This is a genomic window from Sphingomonas sp. Leaf9 (assembly GCF_001421355.1).
In the GTDB taxonomy this organism is placed as follows: Bacteria; Pseudomonadota; Alphaproteobacteria; order Sphingomonadales; family Sphingomonadaceae; genus Sphingomonas.
In genome coordinates, this window is sequence record NZ_LMKC01000003.1 from 70,691 (window position 1) to 89,870 (window position 19,180).

Sequence of the window (19,180 nt, forward strand, 5' to 3'; positions counted from 1 at the left end):
CGGATAAAAGGGGAGCAAGTGCAACGATGGCAAAGATTGGGACGATTTGGGACCGCGCGGTGGATTTCGTCCGCGATCATCTGGGCGAGGCGATGCCGGTGCTGCTGGCGACGCAATTCGTAGTGCCGGCGATCAACGGCAGCCTGAGCGGCCTGCGCGCCGGCGCGGGCGGTGGTGTCACCGCGGCGCTGGGCATCCTGTCGGTCGCCGCTGCACTCGTGTCGCTCTGGGGCGCGCTCTACCTCATCGCCTTTGCCGCGCAGCCCAATGGACAGGAGCAGCACCGCGTCGCGCTGTCGCTGGCCAAGACCCGCTTCCTGCCGATGATCGGCATCAGCATCGTGATGATCGTCGCTATGACGGTGCTGGCGGTCCCCGGCATCGTCCTGGCGGTCGCCAGCGGTTTCGATTTCACCTCGCTCATGCGCGGTGTCGCGCCGCAGCCGACCGAATTCGCCAAGCTGGGCGGGGCGGTGCTGTATTTCGTCGCGCTGGGGCTGTTCATCCTGTGGATTTCGGCGCGGCTGCTGCCGGTCAACGCCGTCGTCGCGCATGAACGCCGGGGCGTCGGCGCGCTGCGTCGCGCATTCGAGCTGACGCGCGGCATGACGATCAAGCTGATCGGCGTACTGCTCCTCTATGCCATCGTCGCAGGGATCGCGGTGTCGGCCGCGCAGTTCGCGATCGGCGGCGTCATCGGCCTGCTGACCAGCGGCACCGGCGCGCTGTTGCCCGCGATCATCGCCGGTGCGTTCGCGGTGGCGGCGGTCAGCACGGTGCTGGCGCTGTATCAGAGCGCGTTCGTCGGCAAGCTGTACCGCGAAATCATCGGCCAGCAGGACGACGCGGCCGTCTTCGCATGAGGCTGAATATCGCTGCGGCCTGCCAGGAAGCATCGCATATCTGGAAGCGCGACCGCGACGTGATCGCTGCGGTCGCCGGCGTATTCTTCTTCCTGCCCAATCTGGCGCTGGGGCTGTTCATGCAGGTAAGCCCGATCCCGGTCGGGGGCGGCGGGCAGGACGATCAGGCGCTGGTGGCATCGATGCAGTCGTTCCTGGTGGACAATGCGCCGCTGCTGCTGTTCCAGATGCTGGCCGAACTGGTCGGGGTCGCGGTGCTGCTCGCGCTATTGCTCGACCCCGCACGACCCACGGTCGGGGAAGCACTGCGGATCGTCGCACGGCGGCTGCCGGTGCTGGTCGCCGCGACGATGCTCATCAATATCGCGCTGGTCGGGGGGATCGCGCTGTTCATCGTGCCGGGCCTGTATGTCATCGGCCGCGCGGCCCTGGTCCTGCCGGTATTGGTCGGTGAACCAGAGCGGCGTTTCGGCGACGCGATCGGCCGTGCGATCGAACTGACGCGGGGACGGGTGATCCAGTTACTGTCGCTCTGGGCGCTGATCTTCGTCGGTGCCTATTTCGTGCAGACGCTGTTGCAGAGCCTCGCGCGGGTTGCGTCGGCGGGTGGCACCAATCCGTTCACCGCCGGGATCATCGCGGTCGCGACGTCGGCGGTGTCGATGGCGACCCTCATCGCCTACACGCTCACCCGCGCAGTCATCTACCGCCGGCTCGCCAGCAACGGATAATGGCTCCCGCAGTCGTCGGGCAGCACCCCGGCGACGCGCGGATCGGCAAAGGTTTCGATCGTGCGCTGATACGGCACGAAGCCCGACCGGCGATAAAAGGTGAGCGCCCCGGGATGGTCGAGCGTGCAGGTATGCACCCATACCCGCTGCACGTCCTTGCCCCACGCCATCGCCAGCGCATTCGCCATCAACCAGCGGCCATGGCCCTTGCCGGCCAGTTCGGGGATCAGCCCGACATAGGACAGCTCGCATTCGCCCGCATGGCGGAAATCGAGTTCGAGCATCCCGACCTCGATCCCTGCACGGTCGACCACGGCCCAGATGCGCACGGCATCGTCGTGGACGATCGCGGTCAGTCGGTCGTCGGCCATCACCAGCCGCGAAAACCACAGCCACGGCCCGCCGACCCGCCGGAACAGCGCGCGATATCGTTCGATCGCCGGTCGTTCCCATCGCACCAAGCGCAGTGGTGAGGCGGGCAGAGGGGCCGGGCGCGGGCGCTCCAGCATCTCCAGCGAGGTGACGATCGTCGCCACCTCGCCCGGCTTGACCGGGATCAGCCCCATGGCGTCAACTCCACGTCGCCAGCGGCGGCAGGCTCATCAGGATCGCATCGATATTGCCGCCGGTCTTCAGCCCGAACAGCGTGCCGCGATCATAGACGAGGTTGAATTCGGCATAGCGCCCGCGCCATTCCAGCTGCCGGGCCTTGTCGGCATCGTCGAACGGCATGTCCATGCGCCGCCGCACCAGCTGCGGATAGATCGACAGGAACGCATCCCCCACATCGCGGGTGAAGGCGAAATTGGCGTCCCAGTCGCTGCCGAGATGATCGTAGAAGATGCCGCCGACGCCGCGATGCACCCCGCGGTGCGGAATGTAGAAATAATCGTCGGCCCATTGCCTGAACCTCGGATAATGCGCCGGGTCGTGCGCGTCGCATGCCGCCTGCATCGCCGCGTGGAAATCGGCGGTGTCCTCCGCATACGGAATGGGCGGATTGAGGTCCGCGCCGCCGCCGAACCAGCGCTTCGTCGTGACCAGGAAGCGGGTGTTCATGTGCACCGCGGGCACATGTGGGTTGGCCATGTGCGCGACTAGGCTGATCCCCGTGGCGAAGAAGCGCGGGTCGTCGGCCGCGCCGTGGATCGACTTGGCGAACTCGCCCTCGAAGGTGCCGCCGACCGTCGACACGTTCACGCCGACCTTTTCGAACACGCGACCCTTCATCACCCCGCGCACCCCGCCACCGCCCGGCGCGCCCGACGGATCGATCCGGTCCCACGGGGTATAGGTGAAGCTGGCGTCCGACCCGGCGTCGCGCTCGATCGCCTCGAACGACGCGCAGATGCGGTCGCGCAGCGATTGAAACCAGGTGCGGGCGGATTGTTGCTGGGGGTCGAGCGGTTGCATGGCACGCGACTTAAGCCGGATTGCCGATTGCCGCAAAGCCCTCTGGCACGACTGCCTAGAAACCGGTGTCAATAAACCATCTCGACGCCATGGGCGAACCGCTTTACGAAGGGTTTGGCGCACCAAGGATCACCGGCACGGCGGAAAATATCGCTGATACCGGTTACCATCGGAGAGAATGATGTACGACCGCACCTATTACGCGACCCACCCGGACATGATGGAATGCGTGTCGAACGAGGAGCTGCGCGACCGCTATCTGATCGACGGGCTGTTCCGCGAGGGCGAGTGCGTGCTGAACTACACCCATGCCGACCGGTTCGTGATCGGCGGTGTGGCGGTGGGTGCTGCCCCGGTAAAGCTGCCGACGCAGACCGAGCCGAAGTCGGCGGAGGGGCATCCCTTCCTCGAACGCCGCGAGATGGCGGTGGTCAATGTCGGGTCGGCCGAGGGCACGGTGACCGTCGATGGCGAGGTGTTCACGCTTGGCAACAAGGACTGCGTGTACGTCACGATGGGCGCGCAGGACGTGGAATTCGCTGGCAACGGCGCGCGTTTCTACCTGGCTTCGTGCCCGGCGCATAAGGGCTTCCAGACCCGCAAGCTCGGCATTGCCGACGCCAACGCGCTGGAACGCGGCAGCCTCGAGGAATCGAACGAGCGGACGATCTTTCAGCTGGTGATCCCCGGCGTGTGCGACAGCGCGCAGCTGGTCATGGGCCTGACGGTGTTGAAGCCCGGCAGCGTGTGGAACACCATGCCGCCGCACATCCACGAACGCCGCAGCGAAATCTATTTCTACTTCGAACTGCCGACCGACAATGACAAGGTGTTCCATTACATGGGTGAGGGCGAAGCGATGCGCCACATCGTCATGGGCAACGAGGAAGCGGTGATTTCCCCGCCCTGGTCGGTGCACATGGGGTCGGGCACGCGGTCCTATGCCTTCATCTGGGCGATGGCGGGCGAGAATCAGGACTATACCGATATGCAGGTCCTCGACATCTGCCAGTTGGCGTGAGCGCCATGGCCAACCCCTTCGATCTGTCCGGCCGGGTCGCCGCCGTCACCGGCGCCAATACCGGTATCGGGCAGGCGATCGCGGTCGCGCTGGCCGCGGCGGGGGCCGATGTCGCGCTGATCGGGCGGACACCGGCGACCGACACCGCCGAACAGGTGCGCGCGCTTGGCCGGCGGGCGGCGATCGTGTCGGCCGACTTGTCGACCATCGCGCCCGTCGAGCGGGTCGTCGCCGAGACGCTGGCGGCTCTCGGGCGGCTAGACATCCTCGTCAACAATGCCGGGATCATCCGCCGCGCCGATGCGGTGGATTTTACCGAGGAGGACTGGGACGCGGTGGTCGACACCAACCTGAAGTCGGTGTTCTTCCTCTCGCAAGCCGCCGGGCGGCACATGATCGCTGAAGGGCACGGGCGGATCATCAACATCGCCTCGATGCTGACCTTCCAGGGCGGGGTGCGCGTGCCGAGCTATACTGCGTCCAAATCGGGGATCGGTGGCCTTACCAAGCTGCTGGCGAACGAATGGGCGAAGCACGGCGTGACCGTCAACGCGATCGCACCGGGCTATGTCGCCACCAACAACACCGCCGCGCTGCAGGCCGATCCGGTGCGCAATACCGCGATTCTGGACCGCATTCCGGCGGGGCGCTGGGGTGATCCGGGCGATCTGGGCGGGGCGGCGGTGTTCCTCGCCTCCGATGCCGCCGCCTATGTCCAGGGCCACATCCTGGCCGTCGATGGCGGGTGGTTGGCGCGATGATCCTGTGCTTCGGCGAAGTGCTGCTGCGGCTGACCGCACCGGGCCGCGAACTGCTGATGCAGACCGGGCGGTTCGACGTCCATGTCGGCGGCGCGGAGGCGAATGTCGCGGTCGGCCTCGCCAATCTTGGCCATGCGACCGCGATGGCGAGCGCCGTGCCCGACAACCCGCTCGGGCGCGGCGCGGTCGGTGCGCTACGGGCGCAGGGCGTCGACTGTTCGCGGGTCGCGGTGCGCGACGGGCGGATGGGCCTTTATTTCCTCAGCCCCGGCGCCGGGCTGCGCGCATCCGACATCGTGTACGACCGCGCCGGATCGAGCTTCGCGACGGCACCCAGCGATGCCTGGGACTGGGACGCGCTGCTCGCGGGCTGCACACGCCTGCACCTGTCCGGCATCACCCCGGCGCTGGGCGAGGAAACCGCAAGCGCCGCGATCGCCGCCGCCGAAGCGGCGCGGGCGCGCGGGCTGACCGTCTCGTTCGACGGCAATTACCGGGCCCGGCTGTGGGACGCATGGGACAGCGACCCGCGCGGCGTGCTGACCCGGCTGGTCGGGATGGCCGACCTGTTGTTCGGCAACCACCGCGACGTGTCGCTGCTGCTCGGCCGGGCGTTTTCGGGCGATGGCGAGGATCGTCGACGCGAGGCGGCGGAGGCAGCCTTTGCGGCGTTTCCGAACCTGAAACATATCGCCTCGACCGCCCGCCATGTCGACGATGCCGACCGCCACCGCCTGTCGGCGCGGATCGATACGCCCGCGGGCGCGGTGCAGACGCAGGAGGTGGCGATATCCGGCATCGTCGACCGGATCGGCGGCGGCGATGCCTTTGCCAGCGGCGTGCTGCACGCGCTGATGTCGGGGCGGGACGACGCGACGGCGGCGCAGTGGGGGCTGGCGGTCGCCGCGCTCAAACATTCGCTGCCCGGCGATTTCAGCCTGTTTCGTCAATCGGATATCGATGCATTCCTGTCCGGCGGGCTGGACGTTCGCCGCTGATCCTAGCATAGCGGGGCGGGGGAACGGCCGCGGGGGCGCCACGTTTCCGTGATCGATGCGAGGCGACGTGGAACAGGGCGGCGACACGGGCGGACAGGCGGCAAGCGACGACCGCCGGATCGCGCTGGAGATCGCCGGCACCGATGGCGGGACTGACCCGTTCGTCGCCGCCGTGCGTGCGACCCGCATGCCGATGATCATCACCGACCCGCGCCTGCCCGACAATCCGGTGGTGTTCGTCAACGATGCCTTTTGCCGCCTGACCGGCTATGCCCGCGATGCGATCATCGGGCGCAACTGCCGGTTCCTGCAGGGCGAGGATACCGACCCCGCGACCATCGCGCAGATTCGCGCGGCGGTGGCAGCGGTGGAATCGGTCGAGGTCGATATCCGGAACTATCGCGCCGACGGCACGGCGTTCTGGAACCGGCTGTTGCTGGCGCCGGTCCATGATGCGGATGGCAGGCTCGCCTATTTCTTCGCCAGCCAGCTCGACGTCACGCAGGAGCGCGCGCGGCTGGAGGGCCTGGAATCGACCAACGCCGCCCTGCTCGCCGAACTGGCCGGGCGCTTCCGCGAACAGGAGGAGCGCGAGCGCGAGATGCTGTTCGCGCTGGAGGCGGGGCGCTTCGGCACCTGGTCGTTCGATCGCGCGACGCGGGCACTCACCCTGTCGGCGATCTGCCGGACCAATTTCGGTTTCGATGCCGACTATCCGCCGTCGACTGCGGAAATCTCGGCGATCCTCCACCCCGACGACCGGGTGGCGGCCGTGACGGCGATCGAAGCCAGCTTCGCCGGGCAACCGCTGGAGATTGAGGTTCGCATCCGCCCCGCCGATGGCGAAATCCGCTGGATCGCCAGCCGGGGACAGCCGACGCTGAACGCCGAGGGGCAGGTTGTCCGCCTGACCGGCGTGTCGATCGACGTCACCGTGTACAAGCGGCTGGAGCGGATGCGCGCGGCGATGGCCGAGCTGAACGACGCGCTGCGCCTGCTCGACGATCCGGTCGACATGGGCGTGGAGGCGGCGCGGATCATCGGTGAGGCGCTGAGCGTCGACCGGGTGGGATACGGCGTGGTCGATCGCGCGACCGAAACCATCACCATCGAACGCGACTGGAACGCGCCCGGCGTGACCACCATCGCCGGGGTGCTGAACTTCCGCGACTATGGCAGCTATATCGACGACCTGAAGCGCGGCGAGACGGCGATCGTCGAGGATGCGCGCACCGACCCGCGCACCGCCGACACCGCCGCGCAGCTGGAATCGATCAACGCCCGCGCGTTCATCAACATGCCGCTGACCGAACTGGGTGGCCTTGCGGCGCTGATCTACACCAACCACGGCGAACCCCGTGTGTGGCGCGACGACGAGATCGCGTTCGTCCGCGAAGTCGCCGAACGCACCCGCGCCGCAACCGAACGCCGCCGGGCCGAGCGCGAGCTGGCGGCGCTGGCCGAATCGCTGGAGGAACAGGTCGTCGACCGGACCAAGGCGCTGGTGACGGCACAGGACGCGTTGCGCCAGAGCCAGAAGATGGAGGCGATCGGGCAGTTGACCGGCGGGGTCGCCCACGACTTCAACAACCTGTTGACCATTGTGCGCTCGTCGGTCGACCTGCTGCGCCAACCAACGCTCAGCGACGACCGGCGCGAGCGGTATCTGGCGGCGATCAGCGATACGGTTGATCGCGCGGCGAAGCTGACCGGGCAGTTGCTGGCCTTTGCCCGCCGATCCGCGTTGCAGCCGGAGGTGTTCGACGTCAACGAAGCGGTCGCGGCGCTGGGCGATATCGTTCGCACGCTGGCGGGCTCGCGGATCGAGGTGACGATCCGCCCCTGCGACACGCCCGTATTCGTCGATGCCGATCCGAACCAGTTCGATACCGCCATCGTCAACTTCGCCGCCAATGCCCGCGACGCGATGCAGGGGGAAGGGTGCCTGACGCTGTCGGTCGACCGGGTGGACGGCATCCCCGCCGGGGCCGGTGCCGCGCTACAGCCGGGGCCGTTCGTGGTCATCACCGTCGGCGATACCGGCAGCGGGATCGACGACGAAACGCTGATCCGCATCTTCGAACCGTTCTTCACGACCAAGGAACTGGGCAAGGGGACCGGGTTGGGGCTGAGCCAGGTGTTCGGCTTCGCCAAACAGTCGGGCGGGGAAGTGCGCGCGCGCAGCGTTCCCGGCAACACCGAATTCGCGCTGTATCTGCCGCAGGTCACCACCCCCGACCAGCGACCGGCATCGTTGCGAGAGGTCCCCGCATCACCGGCGGGCGAGGGGCTGCGCGTATTGGTGGTCGAGGATAATGTCGCGGTCGGCACCACCACGGCACAGGCATTGGAGGCGCAGGGGTTCGTGCCGATCCATGTCGTCGACGGACAGGCCGCACTGGCGCTGCTCGCCGAACGATCCGACGGCTTCGATATCGTATTTTCCGACGTGATGATGCCGGGGATCGATGGCGTCGAACTGGCGGCACGGGTCCGCGCGCGCTACCCGGCGCTGCCGGTATTGCTGACCAGCGGCTATAGCGACGTGATCGTCCGGCACGGCACCATGGGGTTCGAATTGCTGCACAAGCCCTATACCATCGGGCAGCTGATCGTCGCGTTGCGCCGGGTCGCCGGGCGTTGAGCGACCGGCCGGCCGCGCCCGCGCGCGGTTTCATACCCCTCTACACCCTCGCCTATTGCGGGCTGTTCGTCGCGTTCATGCCGTTCGTGTCGATCCTGCTGCAGGTGAAGGTCGCGGCGATCGATCCGGCGAACCGCGTCGCGCTGCTCGGCTGGGCGGTGCTGGGCGGGGCGGTGGTCGCCAGCGTGGCGAACATCGCCGCCGGCTGGTTGAGCGACGTGCATTGGCGGCGCAGCCACAGCCGGCGCCTGCCGATCGCCATCGGCCTGCTGCTGCTGGCGCTGGCCTTTGCCGCGATCCACCGGGCGGGGGATCGCACCGGGCTGCTGATCGCCATCGCCTTCTGGCAGGTCGCGCTGAACCTGATGTTTGCGCCGATGGTCGCGGTGATGGCCGACGAGGTGCCCGACGCGGTCAAGGGGCGGGTGTCGGGGCTGCTCGGCATATCGCATCCGATCGGCATGTTGTCCGCCGCCGCCGTCACCGCGCCGTTTTTCCCGACCGAGGGCGCGCGCTTCGCGGTCAATGTCGCGCTTGCGGCGGTGATGATCGTGCCGTTCCTGCTGCTGGGGCGCGAACGCGGGGCAGGGGGCGATAGCCGGCCCGCCGACACCGCCCCGGTCGCGGTGGTGCGCGGCGATCTGGTGCGGGCATGGATCGCGCGGCTGGCGATGCAGGTCGCGGGCAACGGGCTGACCGCCTATGCCTTTTTCCACTTTGCCGATCGCTGGCGCGGTACCGGCGATCCGGCGGGGCCGGTGGCGCAGGCGATGGCGATCGTCACCGCGGTCGTCGTGGTCGCGACGATCGTCGCCGGGCGCTGGTCCGACCGATTGGGCGGGCGCAAGCCGTTCCTGGGCGTTGCCACGCTGCTCGTCATCGCCGGGCTGATCGGCATGGCGACCGCCCCCGGCTTTGTCGGGGCGATCATCGGCTATGGTGTGGCGCAGACCGGGCTGTCGGTCTTCCTGGCGCTGCATTCGGCGCTGGCGATGCAGATGCTGCCGTCGCCCGCGACGCGCGGGCGCGACCTTGCCGTGCTCAACCTTACCAACACGCTGCCGGCCTGCGTCCCGCCATTGCTCGCCGCGCTGGTGCCGGCCGGTGCCGGACTGGGCGCGGTGTTCGTCACGCTGGCGCTGGTCGCGGCGGTGGGCGGAGCGACGGCGCTGGCGATCCGTTCGGAGCGCTGACCCGCTTCGTGCGTTGCCCGGTTAGTGTAATACCGGGAGTGCCTGATGATCCGTCTGTTCCATGTCAGCGACGTGCATTTCGGCGCGGAGGACAAGGCGGCGATCGCGTGGTTCGGCGAAGCGGTGCGCCGGGAACAGCCCGATGCGATCATCATGACCGGCGACCTGACCATGCGCGCGCGCACCGCCGAGTTCGAGGCGGCGGCGGAATGGCTGGAGAGCCTGGGCCGCCCGGTCACGGTCGAGGTCGGCAACCACGATTTGCCGCTCTACAATCTGTTCGCGCGCTTCGTGCGGCCGTACAAGCGGTACAAGCGGCTGGAGCGGATGATCGAACGGCCGCTGGAGATCGATGGCGTGGCGATCGTCCCGCTGAAGACCACGGCGCGGTTCCAGTTCCGCTGGGACTGGTCGAAGGGCTATGTCGGCGACAAGGCGCTGGCGCGGACGCTCAAGCTGATCCGCCGCGTGCCGAAGGGGGACCTGATCTTCATCGCCGCGCACCATCCGCTGATCGACGTCGGCACGAAATCGAGTGGGGAGACATGCGGCGGCGCGGTCGCACTCGACGCGGTAAAGGCGGCGGGTGCCGATGCCGTCCTGTCGGGCCATGTCCACGACCCGTTCGACATTCCCTATGGCACCGCCGGCGGACAGTTGCGGATGGTCGGTGCCGGCACGCTGTCGACCCGCACCCGCGATGATCCGCCGTCGTTCAACGAAATCCGGATCGAAGGCGGCCAGTTCGAAACGATCGCGCGGAAGATGGGGGCGGAGGATGCGCCGGTGACGGCATTGGAGCCAACATCCTACGCTTCGTCACCCCGGACTTGATCCGGGGTCCCGCTTCTTCCGCGTACCTGGGAGCAGGGTATCCTGGAACTCGCCCGTTCGTCCTGAGTAGCCGCTGAGCTTGTCGAAGGGGCGTATCGAAGGACCGCCACAGGTGCTTCGATACGGGTCTTCGGCTGCACTCAGCCCCTACTCAGCACGAACGGGACGGTTTCAGGGTAACAGGCACCGATAGCGGGACCCCGGATCAAGTCCGGGGTGACGAAAGGCGAAGGAGAAAAGCGCCTACGACAGACGCTGCCCGATCAACGTCCCCTTGGTTCCGCGATTGACCAGTTCGAAGCGGAAGTTCGGCCACCGCTTGCGCCAGCGCTGCGCCACGACGCGCTCGCCCGGCCGCGCACCGTCGTCGAGCATGACCACGCCCCCGACCGGCAGCCGGTCGAACAGCGTCTCCGCCGCGCCGCGGACATAGGGGTGGATGGTCCATGGCGGCCCGTCGATCAGCAGCAGGTCGACCTGATCGGGCAGCGCGTCGATATCATACCACACGCCCGGCCAGTCGCCGGGCGACGCAACCAGCGGTGCCGCGCGCAGATCGGCGGCGATGCCGTGTTCGGCCAGCCATTCGCGGGTCGCATCGACGAAGCCGGCATGCTGGTCGAAACTGATGAGTTGTCCGCCGCCATGCTTGGCCAGCGCCGCGCCGGTCACCAGGCTCGACGCGCCGGTGCCCAGTTCGACGACGGTCTGCGGGCGGCTGGCGGCGATGCGGTCGACGATCAGCGACAGATAGCCGGTGTCCGCCTTCCAGCTGCCAAGGTTCGGCAGGGCATCGGGCGCAAGGCCCAGGTCCGCCATCAACCGCGCCTTGTCCGCCTTCTTGCCCCCCGACAGGCTGCGCAGCAGCCACGGCCACTGGATCGCGCCGAACGCGATGGTGAACAGCTTGTCCGACAGGCTGCGGCGCAGTTCGTCCGGCCACAGGTCGGAATCGGCAAGCGGCAGCAGCGAAGTCTTGGCACGCGAGGTCATGGCGTCTCTTGGGTTGTTCCGCCAGCGCGCGGACGGCCTCTCGCTATACGGTTACGGCCCAAACGAAAAGGGCGGCCCGACACCGAACCGCCCCAAATCGACCGCGACTGGCCGCAAACGGGAACTTTTTCGGCTCCCGCGCGTGCCAGGAACGATTAGCGCTTCGAGAACTGGAAGCTGCGGCGGGCCTTCGCCTTGCCGTACTTCTTACGCTCGACGGCGCGGCTGTCGCGGGTCAGGAACCCGGCGGCCTTGACCGGCGCACGCAGGACCGGCTCGTAGCGGGTCAGCGCCTGGCTGATGCCATGCTTGACCGCGCCGGCCTGACCCGACAGGCCACCGCCCTTGACGGTGCAGATCACGTCATACGCACCGGTGCGGTCGGCAACGCCGAACGGCTGGTTGATGACGAGACGCAGCGTCGGACGTGCGAAATACACTTCCTGGTCACGACCGTTGATCGTGATCTTCCCCGAACCTGGCTTCAGCCAGACGCGCGCAACGGCGTCCTTGCGGCGGCCGGTGGCATAGGCGCGACCATACTGGTCGATTTCCTGCGCGCGCAGCGGCATGGTCGGGCGCGGTGCTTCGACCGGAGCGGCGGGCGCTTCGGCGCCGTCGGCCTGCGGAGCCGAAGCCTGCGGCGCGGCATCGGCCGGCGCCTGCTGACCGGTCAGGTTCGCGAGGTCGGAAAGGGACTGGCGGTTGTCGGACATTATGCGCCCACCTTGTTCTTGCGGTTCATGCTCGCGATGTCGAGAACCTGCGGGTTCTGCGCTTCATGCGGATGCTCGGCACCCTTGAAGATGCGCAGGTTGCGCATCTGCTCGCGACCCAGCGGCCCGCGCGGGATCATCCGCTCGACGGCCTTTTCCAGGACGCGCTCGGGGAAACGACCTTCGAGGACCTTCTCGGCGGTGACCGCCTTGATGCCGCCGGCATAGCCGGTGTGCTTGTAATAGGTCTTCGTCTTCGCCTTGTTCGAGGTGAAGCGGATCTTGTCGGCATTGATGACGACGACGTTGTCACCGCAATCGACGTGCGGGGTGAACGACGTCTTGTGCTTGCCGCGCAGCACGTTGGCGATGATCGACGCAGCGCGACCGACCACCAGGCCGTCGGCATCGACGATATGCCACTTCTTCTCCACCTCGTGCGGCTTAACCGACTTGGTGGTCTTCATGAGCGCCTTCATGGGCGTTTGACCTTTCGGAAGTTTAACGCGTCCACCCCGAACCGGAGCGGTGCGAACGCCGGGCAAATGCCTAAGGACCGGCGGAAAGTCAAGCAAAGTGCGGCTTTGCTGACGGGTATCATGATACCTTATGGCGTTCGCTGGCTTATCCGCGTGGTGGCGGTGGAGGTGGCCGACCCGCTTTCGATGCGCACGACGGTCTGCTGGGTCAGGACCATGGCCGTGCGCGCATCGACGCGGCGCAGGATCGTGCTGGTGCGCCGGCCGCTGGCCTGTCCGCCGCGCGCCACGATATCGCCCGACAGGCGCTGTTCCTCGACCAGCGCGTTGCCCTCGGCATGGATGCGTTCGGTGCCGGTCACGTCCGATCCGCCGTCGAACGGCGGCGTTCCCCGCTGGCGGATATCACGCTGCGGGATGACGCCGCGGCGGACGACGTCGGGGGCGAGCAGGGTCGACAGCATCGACCCGAGCATCGCGACCTGCTGCCGCTCGGGCAGCAGCCGTAACGGGGCCGTCAGCTTCTGCAGCATTGCCGCCCGCGCCGGATCGGTGCCGCCCTGTGCGGTCACGGCATCGATCAGTTTCGCCCACAGCGCCGCGCGGTCGACCACCCCGACCACCTCGCCACGATCCGATAGCTGGTAGGTGATCGGCTGCCCGCGCAGCCCGGCAAAGGCACGCTCGAACATCGCGCCGGGGCCATTGGACAGGCCGCCCGCGACCGAATCGATGGTCAGCTCGGCGGTCAGGCCATCGGGGGTGCGGTGAAACCGGACGGTGCGATCAATAGCGTAGCGGCGGACCACGCCCGCTTCGTCGCGTTCCTGTTCGATGTGGTAGCGATAGGCGGTGTCGAGCGCCGGCGCGAAGCCGGTCGCCGCCGCCGCTTCGACGGCTGGCGCGGGCGGGAGGAGCGGCATCAGCGTCGGCCGGTGGCGTGCGCGCCCCAGGTCGCCGCGATCACCAGCAGTGCACCGACCAGCTGGTGCAGCGCCGCCACCTCGATCCGCACGCCGCTCATCACCGTGCTGATGCCGAGCAGGATCTGCACGCCGAAGGTGATGTGGATCGCGCGGGCGACCTTGGGGTGGCCGGCACGCTTGGCGGCGCGGGCGAGCAGGATCAGCGCCCCGACCGCGACCCATGCCCACCAGCGATGGATGAAGTGGACGACATAGGGGTCGTTGACGATCGCATCGAGCGGCGCGCGCAGCGACCATTCGTCGGCGGGGAAGAAGTGCCCGTTCATCAGCGGCCACTGATCGGTCACCAGCCCGGCGTTCAGCCCGGCGACCCATGCACCGAACAGCAGCTGGACGAACAGCACCACCAACGCCACCGCGCCGATCGCAGTCATCCGCGCCGGGCGGGCATAGCGATCCGCCGCCAGCTCACGCAGGTCGAGCGCGGTCCACACCGTGCCGGCGAGGATCAGCAACGCATTCAACAGGTGCACCGACAGGCGGATGTGCGACACATCGGTCCTGACCGACAGGCCCGACGCCACCATCCACCAGCCGATCGCCCCCTGCAATCCGCCCAGCGCCAGCACCGCCAGCAGCCGCCCCTTATATCCGGTCGGGATCGCACCCCGGACCCAGAACCACGCAAGCGGCACGGCAAAGGCGACGCCGACCAGCCGCGCGAGCAGCCGGTGGAAATATTCCCAGAAGAAGATGCCCTTGAACTGCGCCAGCGTCATGCCCTGGTTCAGCAGCTGATATTCGGGGATTTTCCGGTAGTTGGCGAACTCCGCCTCCCATTGCGCGGCGTTCAACGGGGGGAGCGTGCCCGACAGCGGCTTCCATTCGGTGATCGACAGCCCGGATTCGGTCAGCCGGGTGATCCCGCCGACCACCACCATCGCGACGACCAGCGCCGCGACCCACCAGAGCCAGCGGGCGACAGCGCCGGGACGGGCGCGCGAAGGAAGGGGCGGGGCGAGCATCGCCGGTGTCTAGCGCGGCGGCGGCGGCCAAGAAAGAGGGTGCATGTGGCTTTACCGCCGGCCGCACGCCTGTACGATGGTGCAATGCGAAATGCGTTTCCGTGACGATCGAGGCCCTGGTCGCCCGCTATGGGCTGGGTGCGCTGCTGCTGGGCGCGGGAATCGAGGGCGAGACGGTCGTGGTCCTGGGCGGGATCATGGTCCAGCGCGGGGCGCTGCCCTATGTCGGCGCGATCCTTGCCGCCGCGATCGGTTCGTTCATCGCCGACCAGTTGTTCTTCGCGGCCGGGCGGCGGTTTCGCGACCATCCGCGTGTCCGGCGCTGGAGCGCCAAGCCGGCCTCCGCCCGCGCGCTCGCCGCGTTCGAGCGGCGCCCGACGCTGTTCGTCTTCGCCTTTCGCTTTCTGTACGGCCTGCGCACGGTCAGCCCGGTTGCGATCGGCACCACGCGGCTGCCGCTGGCGCGGTTCGTGGTGCTGAACGGTGCGGCGGCGTTGCTGTGGGCGACGATCTTCGTGTCGATCGGCTATTGGTTCGGGCACGGCCTGAGCGACGTGATCGGCCGCTGGCTGCCGTCGTGGCAGGTGCTGGCGGGCGGGGCGGCAGTGCTTGCGGTGCTGGGCGGCGTTACGTGGTGGGTAAAGCGGCGAACCTAGCGCGTCCCCGGCTCGCGGAGGCGCTTACTCTCCCTTGCGGCCCAGCTTCTCGACCCGCGCGATCACCTCTTCGCACACCGCCGGCGACACGAACTTGGCGATCGATCCGCCATACATCGCGATTTCCTTGACCAGCCGCGACGCGATCGGTTGCAGCGAGACGTCGGCCATCAGGAAGACCGTTTCGATCCGGTCGTTCAGCTGCTGGTTCATGCCCGCCATCTGGTATTCATATTCGAAATCGGCCACCGCGCGCAGGCCGCGCACGATGACGCTCGCCCCCTGCCGCTCGGCAAAAGTCATCAGCAGCGCGTCGAACGCAACGACCTGAATATCCCCCACGACATCCACCACCTCGCGTTCGACCATTGCCAGCCGCTCGTCGAGCGTGAACATCGGCGATTTGGACGGATTGGTCGTGACCCCGATCACCAGCCGGTCGACCAGCTTCGCGCCGCGCCGGATGATATCCATATGCCCGCGCGTGATCGGATCGAACGTGCCGGGATAGACGCCGATCCTCACCGGTCGCGCTCCAGCACGTAACGGGCGATGGCGCGCAGCAGGTCGGCTTCGGGGCCAAAGTCGCGCAGATGCTCGATCGACTGGTCGACCAGCAACCGCGCCTGTTCGCGCGCACGGTCGAGGCCGAGCAGCGAGAGGAAGGTTTCCTTGCCCGCCTCGCCGTCCTTGCGCAGCGCCTTGCCGACCGCCGCCTCGTCGCCCTCGACGTCCAGGATGTCGTCGGCGATCTGGAAGGCAAGGCCGATGTCGCGGGCATAGCCGCGGAGCGAGGTGCGCTGGTCGGCGGGAATGCGGCCGAGGATCGCGCCGGCCTCGACCGAGCAGGCGATCAGCGCGCCGGTCTTCATCGCCTGCAACCGGGTAACGGTATTCAGGTCGAAGCTGGTGCCCTCCGCCTCAAGGTCCATCGCCTGTCCGCCCGCCATGCCCGACGGACCGGAGGCGTGCGCCAGGTCGGCAATCAGCTCGATGCGGACATGCGGGTCGGGATGGGTCGCTTCATGCGCCAGGATTTCGAACGCCAGCGCGTGGAGACAGTCACCCGCCAGGATCGCGGTCGCTTCGTCGAATGCTTTGTGCACCGTGGGCTTGCCGCGCCGCATGTCGTCATCGTCCATCGCGGGCAGGTCGTCATGGACCAGGCTGTAGACATGGATGCATTCGATCGCGAGCGAGGCACGGGCGGCGCGCACCCGTTCGACATTGAACAGCCGGGCGGTGGCGAACACCAGCAACGGGCGCAGGCGCTTGCCCCCGCCGATCGCGGCATGGCGCATCGCGCGGTACAGGTTCGCACGCGGATCGCCGGGAACGGGCAGCAGCGCGTCGAACTGGCGATCCATCTCCGCCGAGATTTCGCGAAGGGCGGCGTTCAGCGACACCGGCGGCGCGACGGTCGCCATTATTGGGCGTCGAACGGCTGGGTGGAGGCGCGCCCTTCGGCATCAACCCGGATCGCCTCGATCCGGGCCTGCGCCGCATCGAGCCGCGCGGCACATTGCGCGCGCAGCAGGTCACCGCGGGCATAGAGGTCGATCGCGGTCTGGAGGTCTTCCTGACCCGTTTCCAGCCGGCTGACGATGGTTTCGAGCTCGCGCAGCGCGTCTTCGAAGGACAGGGTGGAAACATCGCGTTCGTCGGACATGGGCGATGCTATGGGGCAGGGGAGGTCGGGTTGGCAACCGGGGTGTGCGGGGTTCGAAGCAAATCGGCCCTGACCGCCGTCACGTGCGTTTCAATCGTCAGAATACCTTGGTTCAGATTTGATGGCCGGTAATCCGTATCCCGTGTCGTGTCCGGCTGAGCGGCAGCTGCTTACCCGTCGCTTCCAACGCAGACCATGCAGCGTCAAGATCCTGGGTCTCACGCGTTGCCGGGATTTCCCGAGACGCAGCGGTAAGGAAAATGGAAGGCACTTCGATCCACTCGATCCCGACCAGCGGGAAAGGTCCAAATTCGAAACTGTCTACAAAGGCGTGGGGCGCATCGAGCCATGGCAAGCCCATGGGTTTCGCGTGGTCGTTCCCGATGAACTTGACGTCGATCCGCGACAGCGCCGGACGCACATTTGCCAATGCCTCGAAAACTGCACGCCACTTGCTGTTAGACATCAGCGATGCGGTATAATCGCGTCGTGCGGCTTTCCGATCGCTACGGAGTTCTTCGGAAAGATCATTGGTCATCGACGGCGAATTCTACATCGTTTCAAGCTGGTCGCAACTTGGTGTTCGGCGCTGCTTGAGGCTGTGGCGAGGCTCGATCGAGATACGCTTTGATCGCATTCCACGCCGGCTGCTTCGCCGCCGCGCCGACCGTGTGCAGCGGGCTGCTCGACGGCAGGGCCAGCGTCTCGATCCCGTGCACCAGCGTTCGCCCCGCCTTCGCCGCCGTGCCGCCATTGAACGCCACCAACTGTAACGTGGGCAATGTCGCGATCAGCGCCGCCACGTCGTTGGCGGTCGCATCGCGGATCGCCGCGTCACTACTGCCGGGGCGGGTGGCGCTTTGCACCACGTCCCACAGGCCGATACCCGCAGCCTGGAGCGCCAACAGCCGGTCGTGATAGTCCAGCGCGGGCAGGTCGACCCCGACCACCGGCGACAGCAATCGCCAGAACTGGTTCTGCGGATGGGCGTAGTACCGCCCTGCCGCCAGCGAGGCATCGCCCGGCAGGCTGCCGAGGATCAGCACCCGTGTCGACAGGTCGACAACCGGCGGAAACGACGCCTTGCGGGTCACACCGCCTGGCCCGCCGCCCAGCCGCTCGACCATGCCCATTGGAAGTTATAGCCGCCGAGCCACCCGGTGACGTCAACCGCCTCGCCGATGACGTGCAGGCCGGGCAGGTGCTTGGCCGCCATCGTCTTCTGGTTGAGGCCATCGGTCGCGACGCCGCCGACGGTGACTTCCGCCTTGACGAAACCTTCGGTGCCGTTGGGATGAAACTGCCAGCCGCTCAGCCGTTGTTCGATCGCCGCCAAGATGGCGTCGCGTTGGTTGCCCAATTCGCCGGGACAGTCGAACTTGACCGCCAGCGCCTCGGCCAGCCGGTCGGGCAGTGCCGATCCCAGCGCGGTGCGCAGGCCGACGCGGGGTCGTGTGCGCTTCAGTTCGGTCAGCCAGCCGGGCGCGCGGTCGGGCACGAAATCGATCGTCACCGGCTCGCGGTGCCGCCAATAGGACGAGGCCTGCAGGATCGCCGGTCCCGACAGGCCGCGATGGGTGAACAGCGCCGCCTCGCGAAACGTCGCCTTGCCCGCACCCGCCACGACCTCGGTCGCGACGCCCGACAATTCGCGGAACAGCGCGTCGTCGGGCGGCAGGGTCAGGGGCACCAGCGCCGGGCGCGGCTCGACCAGTTTCAGCCCGAACCGCTTGGCAAGGTCATAGGCGAAGCCGGTCGCACCGAGCTTCGGGATCGATGGCCCGCCGGTCGCGATCACCAGCGACGGCGCGGTCAGGATGCGGTCGCCATGGACGACGGTGAACAGGCCATCGGCATGGGTGACGTCGCGGATCGGCTGGCCCAGCGCGATCTCCGCCCCCGCCGCCTCGTCCAGCAGCATCGCCACGATCTGCCGCGCTGATCCGTCGCAGAACAGCTGGCCGAGCGTCTTTTCATGCCACGCGATGCCATGGCTATCGACCAGTGCGATGAAATCCTGCGCGGTGTAACGCCCCAGCGCCGAGCGGGCGAAATGCGGGTTGGCCGAGACATAGCGGTCCCAGCTCGCCCCGACATTGGTGAAGTTGCAGCGTCCGCCGCCGGAAATGACGATCTTGCGCCCCGGTTCGGGCGCGTGATCGACCACGACCACGCGCTTGCCGCGCCGGGCGGCGATCCCGGCGCAGAACAACCCGGCGCCGCCCGCGCCGAGGATGATGACATCATGTTGGGCCATC

22 protein-coding genes are annotated in these 19,180 nt (G+C 67.6%); 9 read left to right on the forward strand and 13 right to left on the reverse strand.

What is annotated here, in order from left to right:
* Window positions 1-26: 26 nt before the first annotated feature.
* Complete coding sequence (locus ASE58_RS08205) at window positions 27-863, forward strand: hypothetical protein (protein ID WP_055819832.1); 837 nt, start codon at window positions 27-29, stop codon at window positions 861-863.
* Complete coding sequence (locus ASE58_RS08210) at window positions 860-1,594, forward strand: hypothetical protein (RefSeq protein ID WP_055819833.1); 735 nt, start codon at window positions 860-862, stop codon at window positions 1,592-1,594. Before ASE58_RS08205 ends, ASE58_RS08210 begins: the two co-directional genes overlap by 4 nt.
* On the opposite strand, the gene ASE58_RS08215 is transcribed toward ASE58_RS08210, so the two are convergent.
* Both ASE58_RS08215 and hemF read right to left on the reverse strand, forming a co-directional pair.
* The gene (locus ASE58_RS08215; RefSeq protein WP_055819836.1) at window positions 1,567-2,160 is read right to left on the reverse strand and encodes a GNAT family N-acetyltransferase; all 594 of its coding nucleotides are present in this window, start codon (window positions 2,158-2,160) and stop codon (window positions 1,567-1,569) included. The genes ASE58_RS08210 and ASE58_RS08215 overlap by 28 nt on opposite strands.
* 4 nt (window positions 2,161-2,164) lie before the next feature.
* Complete coding sequence (gene hemF, locus ASE58_RS08220; RefSeq protein WP_055819842.1) at window positions 2,165-3,007, reverse strand: oxygen-dependent coproporphyrinogen oxidase; 843 nt, start codon at window positions 3,005-3,007, stop codon at window positions 2,165-2,167.
* Window positions 3,008-3,188: 181 nt separating this feature from the next.
* Between hemF and kduI the strand changes: the two genes are divergently transcribed.
* Genes kduI through ASE58_RS08250 form a run of 6 tightly spaced genes read left to right on the forward strand, consistent with a single transcriptional unit; the run spans window position 3,189 to window position 10,458 of the window.
* Window positions 3,189-4,028, forward strand: a complete 840-nt coding sequence (kduI, locus tag ASE58_RS08225; RefSeq protein WP_055819845.1) for a 5-dehydro-4-deoxy-D-glucuronate isomerase — start codon at window positions 3,189-3,191, stop codon at window positions 4,026-4,028.
* Window positions 4,029-4,033: 5 nt separating this feature from the next.
* The gene (gene kduD, locus ASE58_RS08230) at window positions 4,034-4,789 is read left to right on the forward strand and encodes a 2-dehydro-3-deoxy-D-gluconate 5-dehydrogenase KduD (protein ID WP_055756849.1); all 756 of its coding nucleotides are present in this window, start codon (window positions 4,034-4,036) and stop codon (window positions 4,787-4,789) included.
* On the forward strand, window positions 4,786-5,787 hold the full coding sequence (locus ASE58_RS08235; protein ID WP_055820995.1) for a sugar kinase: 1,002 nt from the start codon (window positions 4,786-4,788) through the stop codon (window positions 5,785-5,787). Before kduD ends, ASE58_RS08235 begins: the two co-directional genes overlap by 4 nt.
* A 55-nt stretch (window positions 5,788-5,842) precedes the next feature.
* Window positions 5,843-8,431 (forward strand): PAS domain-containing protein, encoded by a 2,589-nt coding sequence (locus ASE58_RS08240; protein WP_055819847.1) that lies wholly within the window; start codon window positions 5,843-5,845, stop codon window positions 8,429-8,431.
* Window positions 8,428-9,624, forward strand: coding sequence for an MFS transporter (locus ASE58_RS08245; protein WP_055819850.1), 1,197 nt, complete (start codon window positions 8,428-8,430; stop codon window positions 9,622-9,624). Before ASE58_RS08240 ends, ASE58_RS08245 begins: the two co-directional genes overlap by 4 nt.
* Window positions 9,625-9,669: 45 nt before the next feature.
* Window positions 9,670-10,458, forward strand: a complete 789-nt coding sequence (locus tag ASE58_RS08250; protein WP_055819853.1) for a metallophosphoesterase family protein — start codon at window positions 9,670-9,672, stop codon at window positions 10,456-10,458.
* A 243-nt stretch (window positions 10,459-10,701) separates the two neighbouring features.
* On the opposite strand, the gene ASE58_RS08255 is transcribed toward ASE58_RS08250, so the two are convergent.
* From ASE58_RS08255 to ASE58_RS08275, 5 genes are all read right to left on the reverse strand, one after another.
* A complete protein-coding gene (locus ASE58_RS08255) occupies window positions 10,702-11,451 on the reverse strand; it encodes a class I SAM-dependent methyltransferase (RefSeq protein ID WP_055755708.1) in 750 nt (249 codons plus the stop codon).
* A 155-nt stretch (window positions 11,452-11,606) separates the two neighbouring features.
* Window positions 11,607-12,167: a 30S ribosomal protein S9 gene (gene rpsI / locus ASE58_RS08260; RefSeq protein ID WP_082456864.1), complete on the reverse strand. Its 561-nt coding sequence runs from the start codon at window positions 12,165-12,167 to the stop codon at window positions 11,607-11,609.
* Complete coding sequence (rplM, locus tag ASE58_RS08265; protein ID WP_082456865.1) at window positions 12,167-12,646, reverse strand: 50S ribosomal protein L13; 480 nt, start codon at window positions 12,644-12,646, stop codon at window positions 12,167-12,169. Before rplM ends, rpsI begins: the two co-directional genes overlap by 1 nt.
* Before the next feature lie 128 nt (window positions 12,647-12,774).
* Complete coding sequence (locus ASE58_RS08270) at window positions 12,775-13,569, reverse strand: hypothetical protein (protein ID WP_055819856.1); 795 nt, start codon at window positions 13,567-13,569, stop codon at window positions 12,775-12,777.
* Window positions 13,569-14,597: a COX15/CtaA family protein gene (locus ASE58_RS08275; RefSeq protein WP_055819858.1), complete on the reverse strand. Its 1,029-nt coding sequence runs from the start codon at window positions 14,595-14,597 to the stop codon at window positions 13,569-13,571. The genes ASE58_RS08270 and ASE58_RS08275 overlap by 1 nt, the downstream gene beginning before the upstream one ends.
* Before the next feature lie 101 nt (window positions 14,598-14,698).
* On the opposite strand from ASE58_RS08275, the gene ASE58_RS08280 reads away from it, so the two are divergent.
* Complete coding sequence (locus ASE58_RS08280) at window positions 14,699-15,253, forward strand: DedA family protein (protein ID WP_055819861.1); 555 nt, start codon at window positions 14,699-14,701, stop codon at window positions 15,251-15,253.
* A gap of 24 nt (window positions 15,254-15,277) precedes the next feature.
* Here the strand turns inward: ASE58_RS08280 and coaD are convergent, their stop codons facing one another.
* The 6 genes from coaD to ASE58_RS08310 all read right to left on the reverse strand — a co-directional run bounded on the left by coaD (window position 15,278) and on the right by ASE58_RS08310 (window position 19,179).
* Window positions 15,278-15,778, reverse strand: coding sequence for a pantetheine-phosphate adenylyltransferase (coaD, locus tag ASE58_RS08285; RefSeq protein ID WP_082467832.1), 501 nt, complete (start codon window positions 15,776-15,778; stop codon window positions 15,278-15,280).
* On the reverse strand, window positions 15,775-16,680 hold the full coding sequence (locus ASE58_RS08290; protein ID WP_055819864.1) for a polyprenyl synthetase family protein: 906 nt from the start codon (window positions 16,678-16,680) through the stop codon (window positions 15,775-15,777). Before ASE58_RS08290 ends, coaD begins: the two co-directional genes overlap by 4 nt.
* The gene (locus ASE58_RS08295; protein ID WP_055819867.1) at window positions 16,680-16,922 is read right to left on the reverse strand and encodes an exodeoxyribonuclease VII small subunit; all 243 of its coding nucleotides are present in this window, start codon (window positions 16,920-16,922) and stop codon (window positions 16,680-16,682) included. Before ASE58_RS08295 ends, ASE58_RS08290 begins: the two co-directional genes overlap by 1 nt.
* Window positions 16,923-17,034: 112 nt before the next feature.
* On the reverse strand, window positions 17,035-17,460 hold the full coding sequence (locus ASE58_RS08300; RefSeq protein ID WP_156347673.1) for a DUF6678 family protein: 426 nt from the start codon (window positions 17,458-17,460) through the stop codon (window positions 17,035-17,037).
* A gap of 22 nt (window positions 17,461-17,482) precedes the next feature.
* On the reverse strand, window positions 17,483-18,049 hold the full coding sequence (locus ASE58_RS08305) for a DNA-deoxyinosine glycosylase (protein ID WP_082467916.1): 567 nt from the start codon (window positions 18,047-18,049) through the stop codon (window positions 17,483-17,485).
* Window positions 18,013-19,179, reverse strand: coding sequence for an NAD(P)/FAD-dependent oxidoreductase (locus tag ASE58_RS08310; RefSeq protein ID WP_055819873.1), 1,167 nt, complete (start codon window positions 19,177-19,179; stop codon window positions 18,013-18,015). The genes ASE58_RS08305 and ASE58_RS08310 overlap by 37 nt, the downstream gene beginning before the upstream one ends.
* Between the last annotated feature and the right edge of the window lies 1 nt (window position 19,180).

Bases quoted from the DNA above. Each gene is read 5' to 3' on its own strand.
- ASE58_RS08235 (WP_055820995.1), top strand. From the start codon at position 4,786: ATGATCCTGTGCTTCGGCGAAGTGCTGCTGCGGCTGACCGCACCGGGC.
- ASE58_RS08205 (WP_055819832.1), top strand. From the start codon at position 27: ATGGCAAAGATTGGGACGATTTGGGACCGCGCGGTGGATTTCGTCCGC.
- ASE58_RS08255 (WP_055755708.1), bottom strand. From the start codon at position 11,451: ATGACCTCGCGTGCCAAGACTTCGCTGCTGCCGCTTGCCGATTCCGAC.
- ASE58_RS08295 (WP_055819867.1), bottom strand. From the start codon at position 16,922: ATGTCCGACGAACGCGATGTTTCCACCCTGTCCTTCGAAGACGCGCTG.
- rplM (WP_082456865.1), bottom strand. From the start codon at position 12,646: ATGAAGGCGCTCATGAAGACCACCAAGTCGGTTAAGCCGCACGAGGTG.
- ASE58_RS08215 (WP_055819836.1), bottom strand. From the start codon at position 2,160: ATGGGGCTGATCCCGGTCAAGCCGGGCGAGGTGGCGACGATCGTCACC.
- ASE58_RS08310 (WP_055819873.1), bottom strand. From the start codon at position 19,179: ATGGCCCAACATGATGTCATCATCCTCGGCGCGGGCGGCGCCGGGTTG.
- ASE58_RS08250 (WP_055819853.1), top strand. From the start codon at position 9,670: ATGATCCGTCTGTTCCATGTCAGCGACGTGCATTTCGGCGCGGAGGAC.
- ASE58_RS08290 (WP_055819864.1), bottom strand. From the start codon at position 16,680: ATGGCGACCGTCGCGCCGCCGGTGTCGCTGAACGCCGCCCTTCGCGAA.
- ASE58_RS08210 (WP_055819833.1), top strand. From the start codon at position 860: ATGAGGCTGAATATCGCTGCGGCCTGCCAGGAAGCATCGCATATCTGG.
- ASE58_RS08305 (WP_082467916.1), bottom strand. From the start codon at position 18,049: ATGGTCGAGCGGCTGGGCGGCGGGCCAGGCGGTGTGACCCGCAAGGCG.
- rpsI (WP_082456864.1), bottom strand. From the start codon at position 12,167: ATGTCCGACAACCGCCAGTCCCTTTCCGACCTCGCGAACCTGACCGGT.
- kduI (WP_055819845.1), top strand. From the start codon at position 3,189: ATGTACGACCGCACCTATTACGCGACCCACCCGGACATGATGGAATGC.
- ASE58_RS08240 (WP_055819847.1), top strand. From the start codon at position 5,843: ATGCGAGGCGACGTGGAACAGGGCGGCGACACGGGCGGACAGGCGGCA.
- kduD (WP_055756849.1), top strand. From the start codon at position 4,034: ATGGCCAACCCCTTCGATCTGTCCGGCCGGGTCGCCGCCGTCACCGGC.
- ASE58_RS08275 (WP_055819858.1), bottom strand. From the start codon at position 14,597: ATGCTCGCCCCGCCCCTTCCTTCGCGCGCCCGTCCCGGCGCTGTCGCC.
- hemF (WP_055819842.1), bottom strand. From the start codon at position 3,007: ATGCAACCGCTCGACCCCCAGCAACAATCCGCCCGCACCTGGTTTCAA.
- ASE58_RS08270 (WP_055819856.1), bottom strand. From the start codon at position 13,569: ATGCCGCTCCTCCCGCCCGCGCCAGCCGTCGAAGCGGCGGCGGCGACC.
- ASE58_RS08300 (WP_156347673.1), bottom strand. From the start codon at position 17,460: ATGACCAATGATCTTTCCGAAGAACTCCGTAGCGATCGGAAAGCCGCA.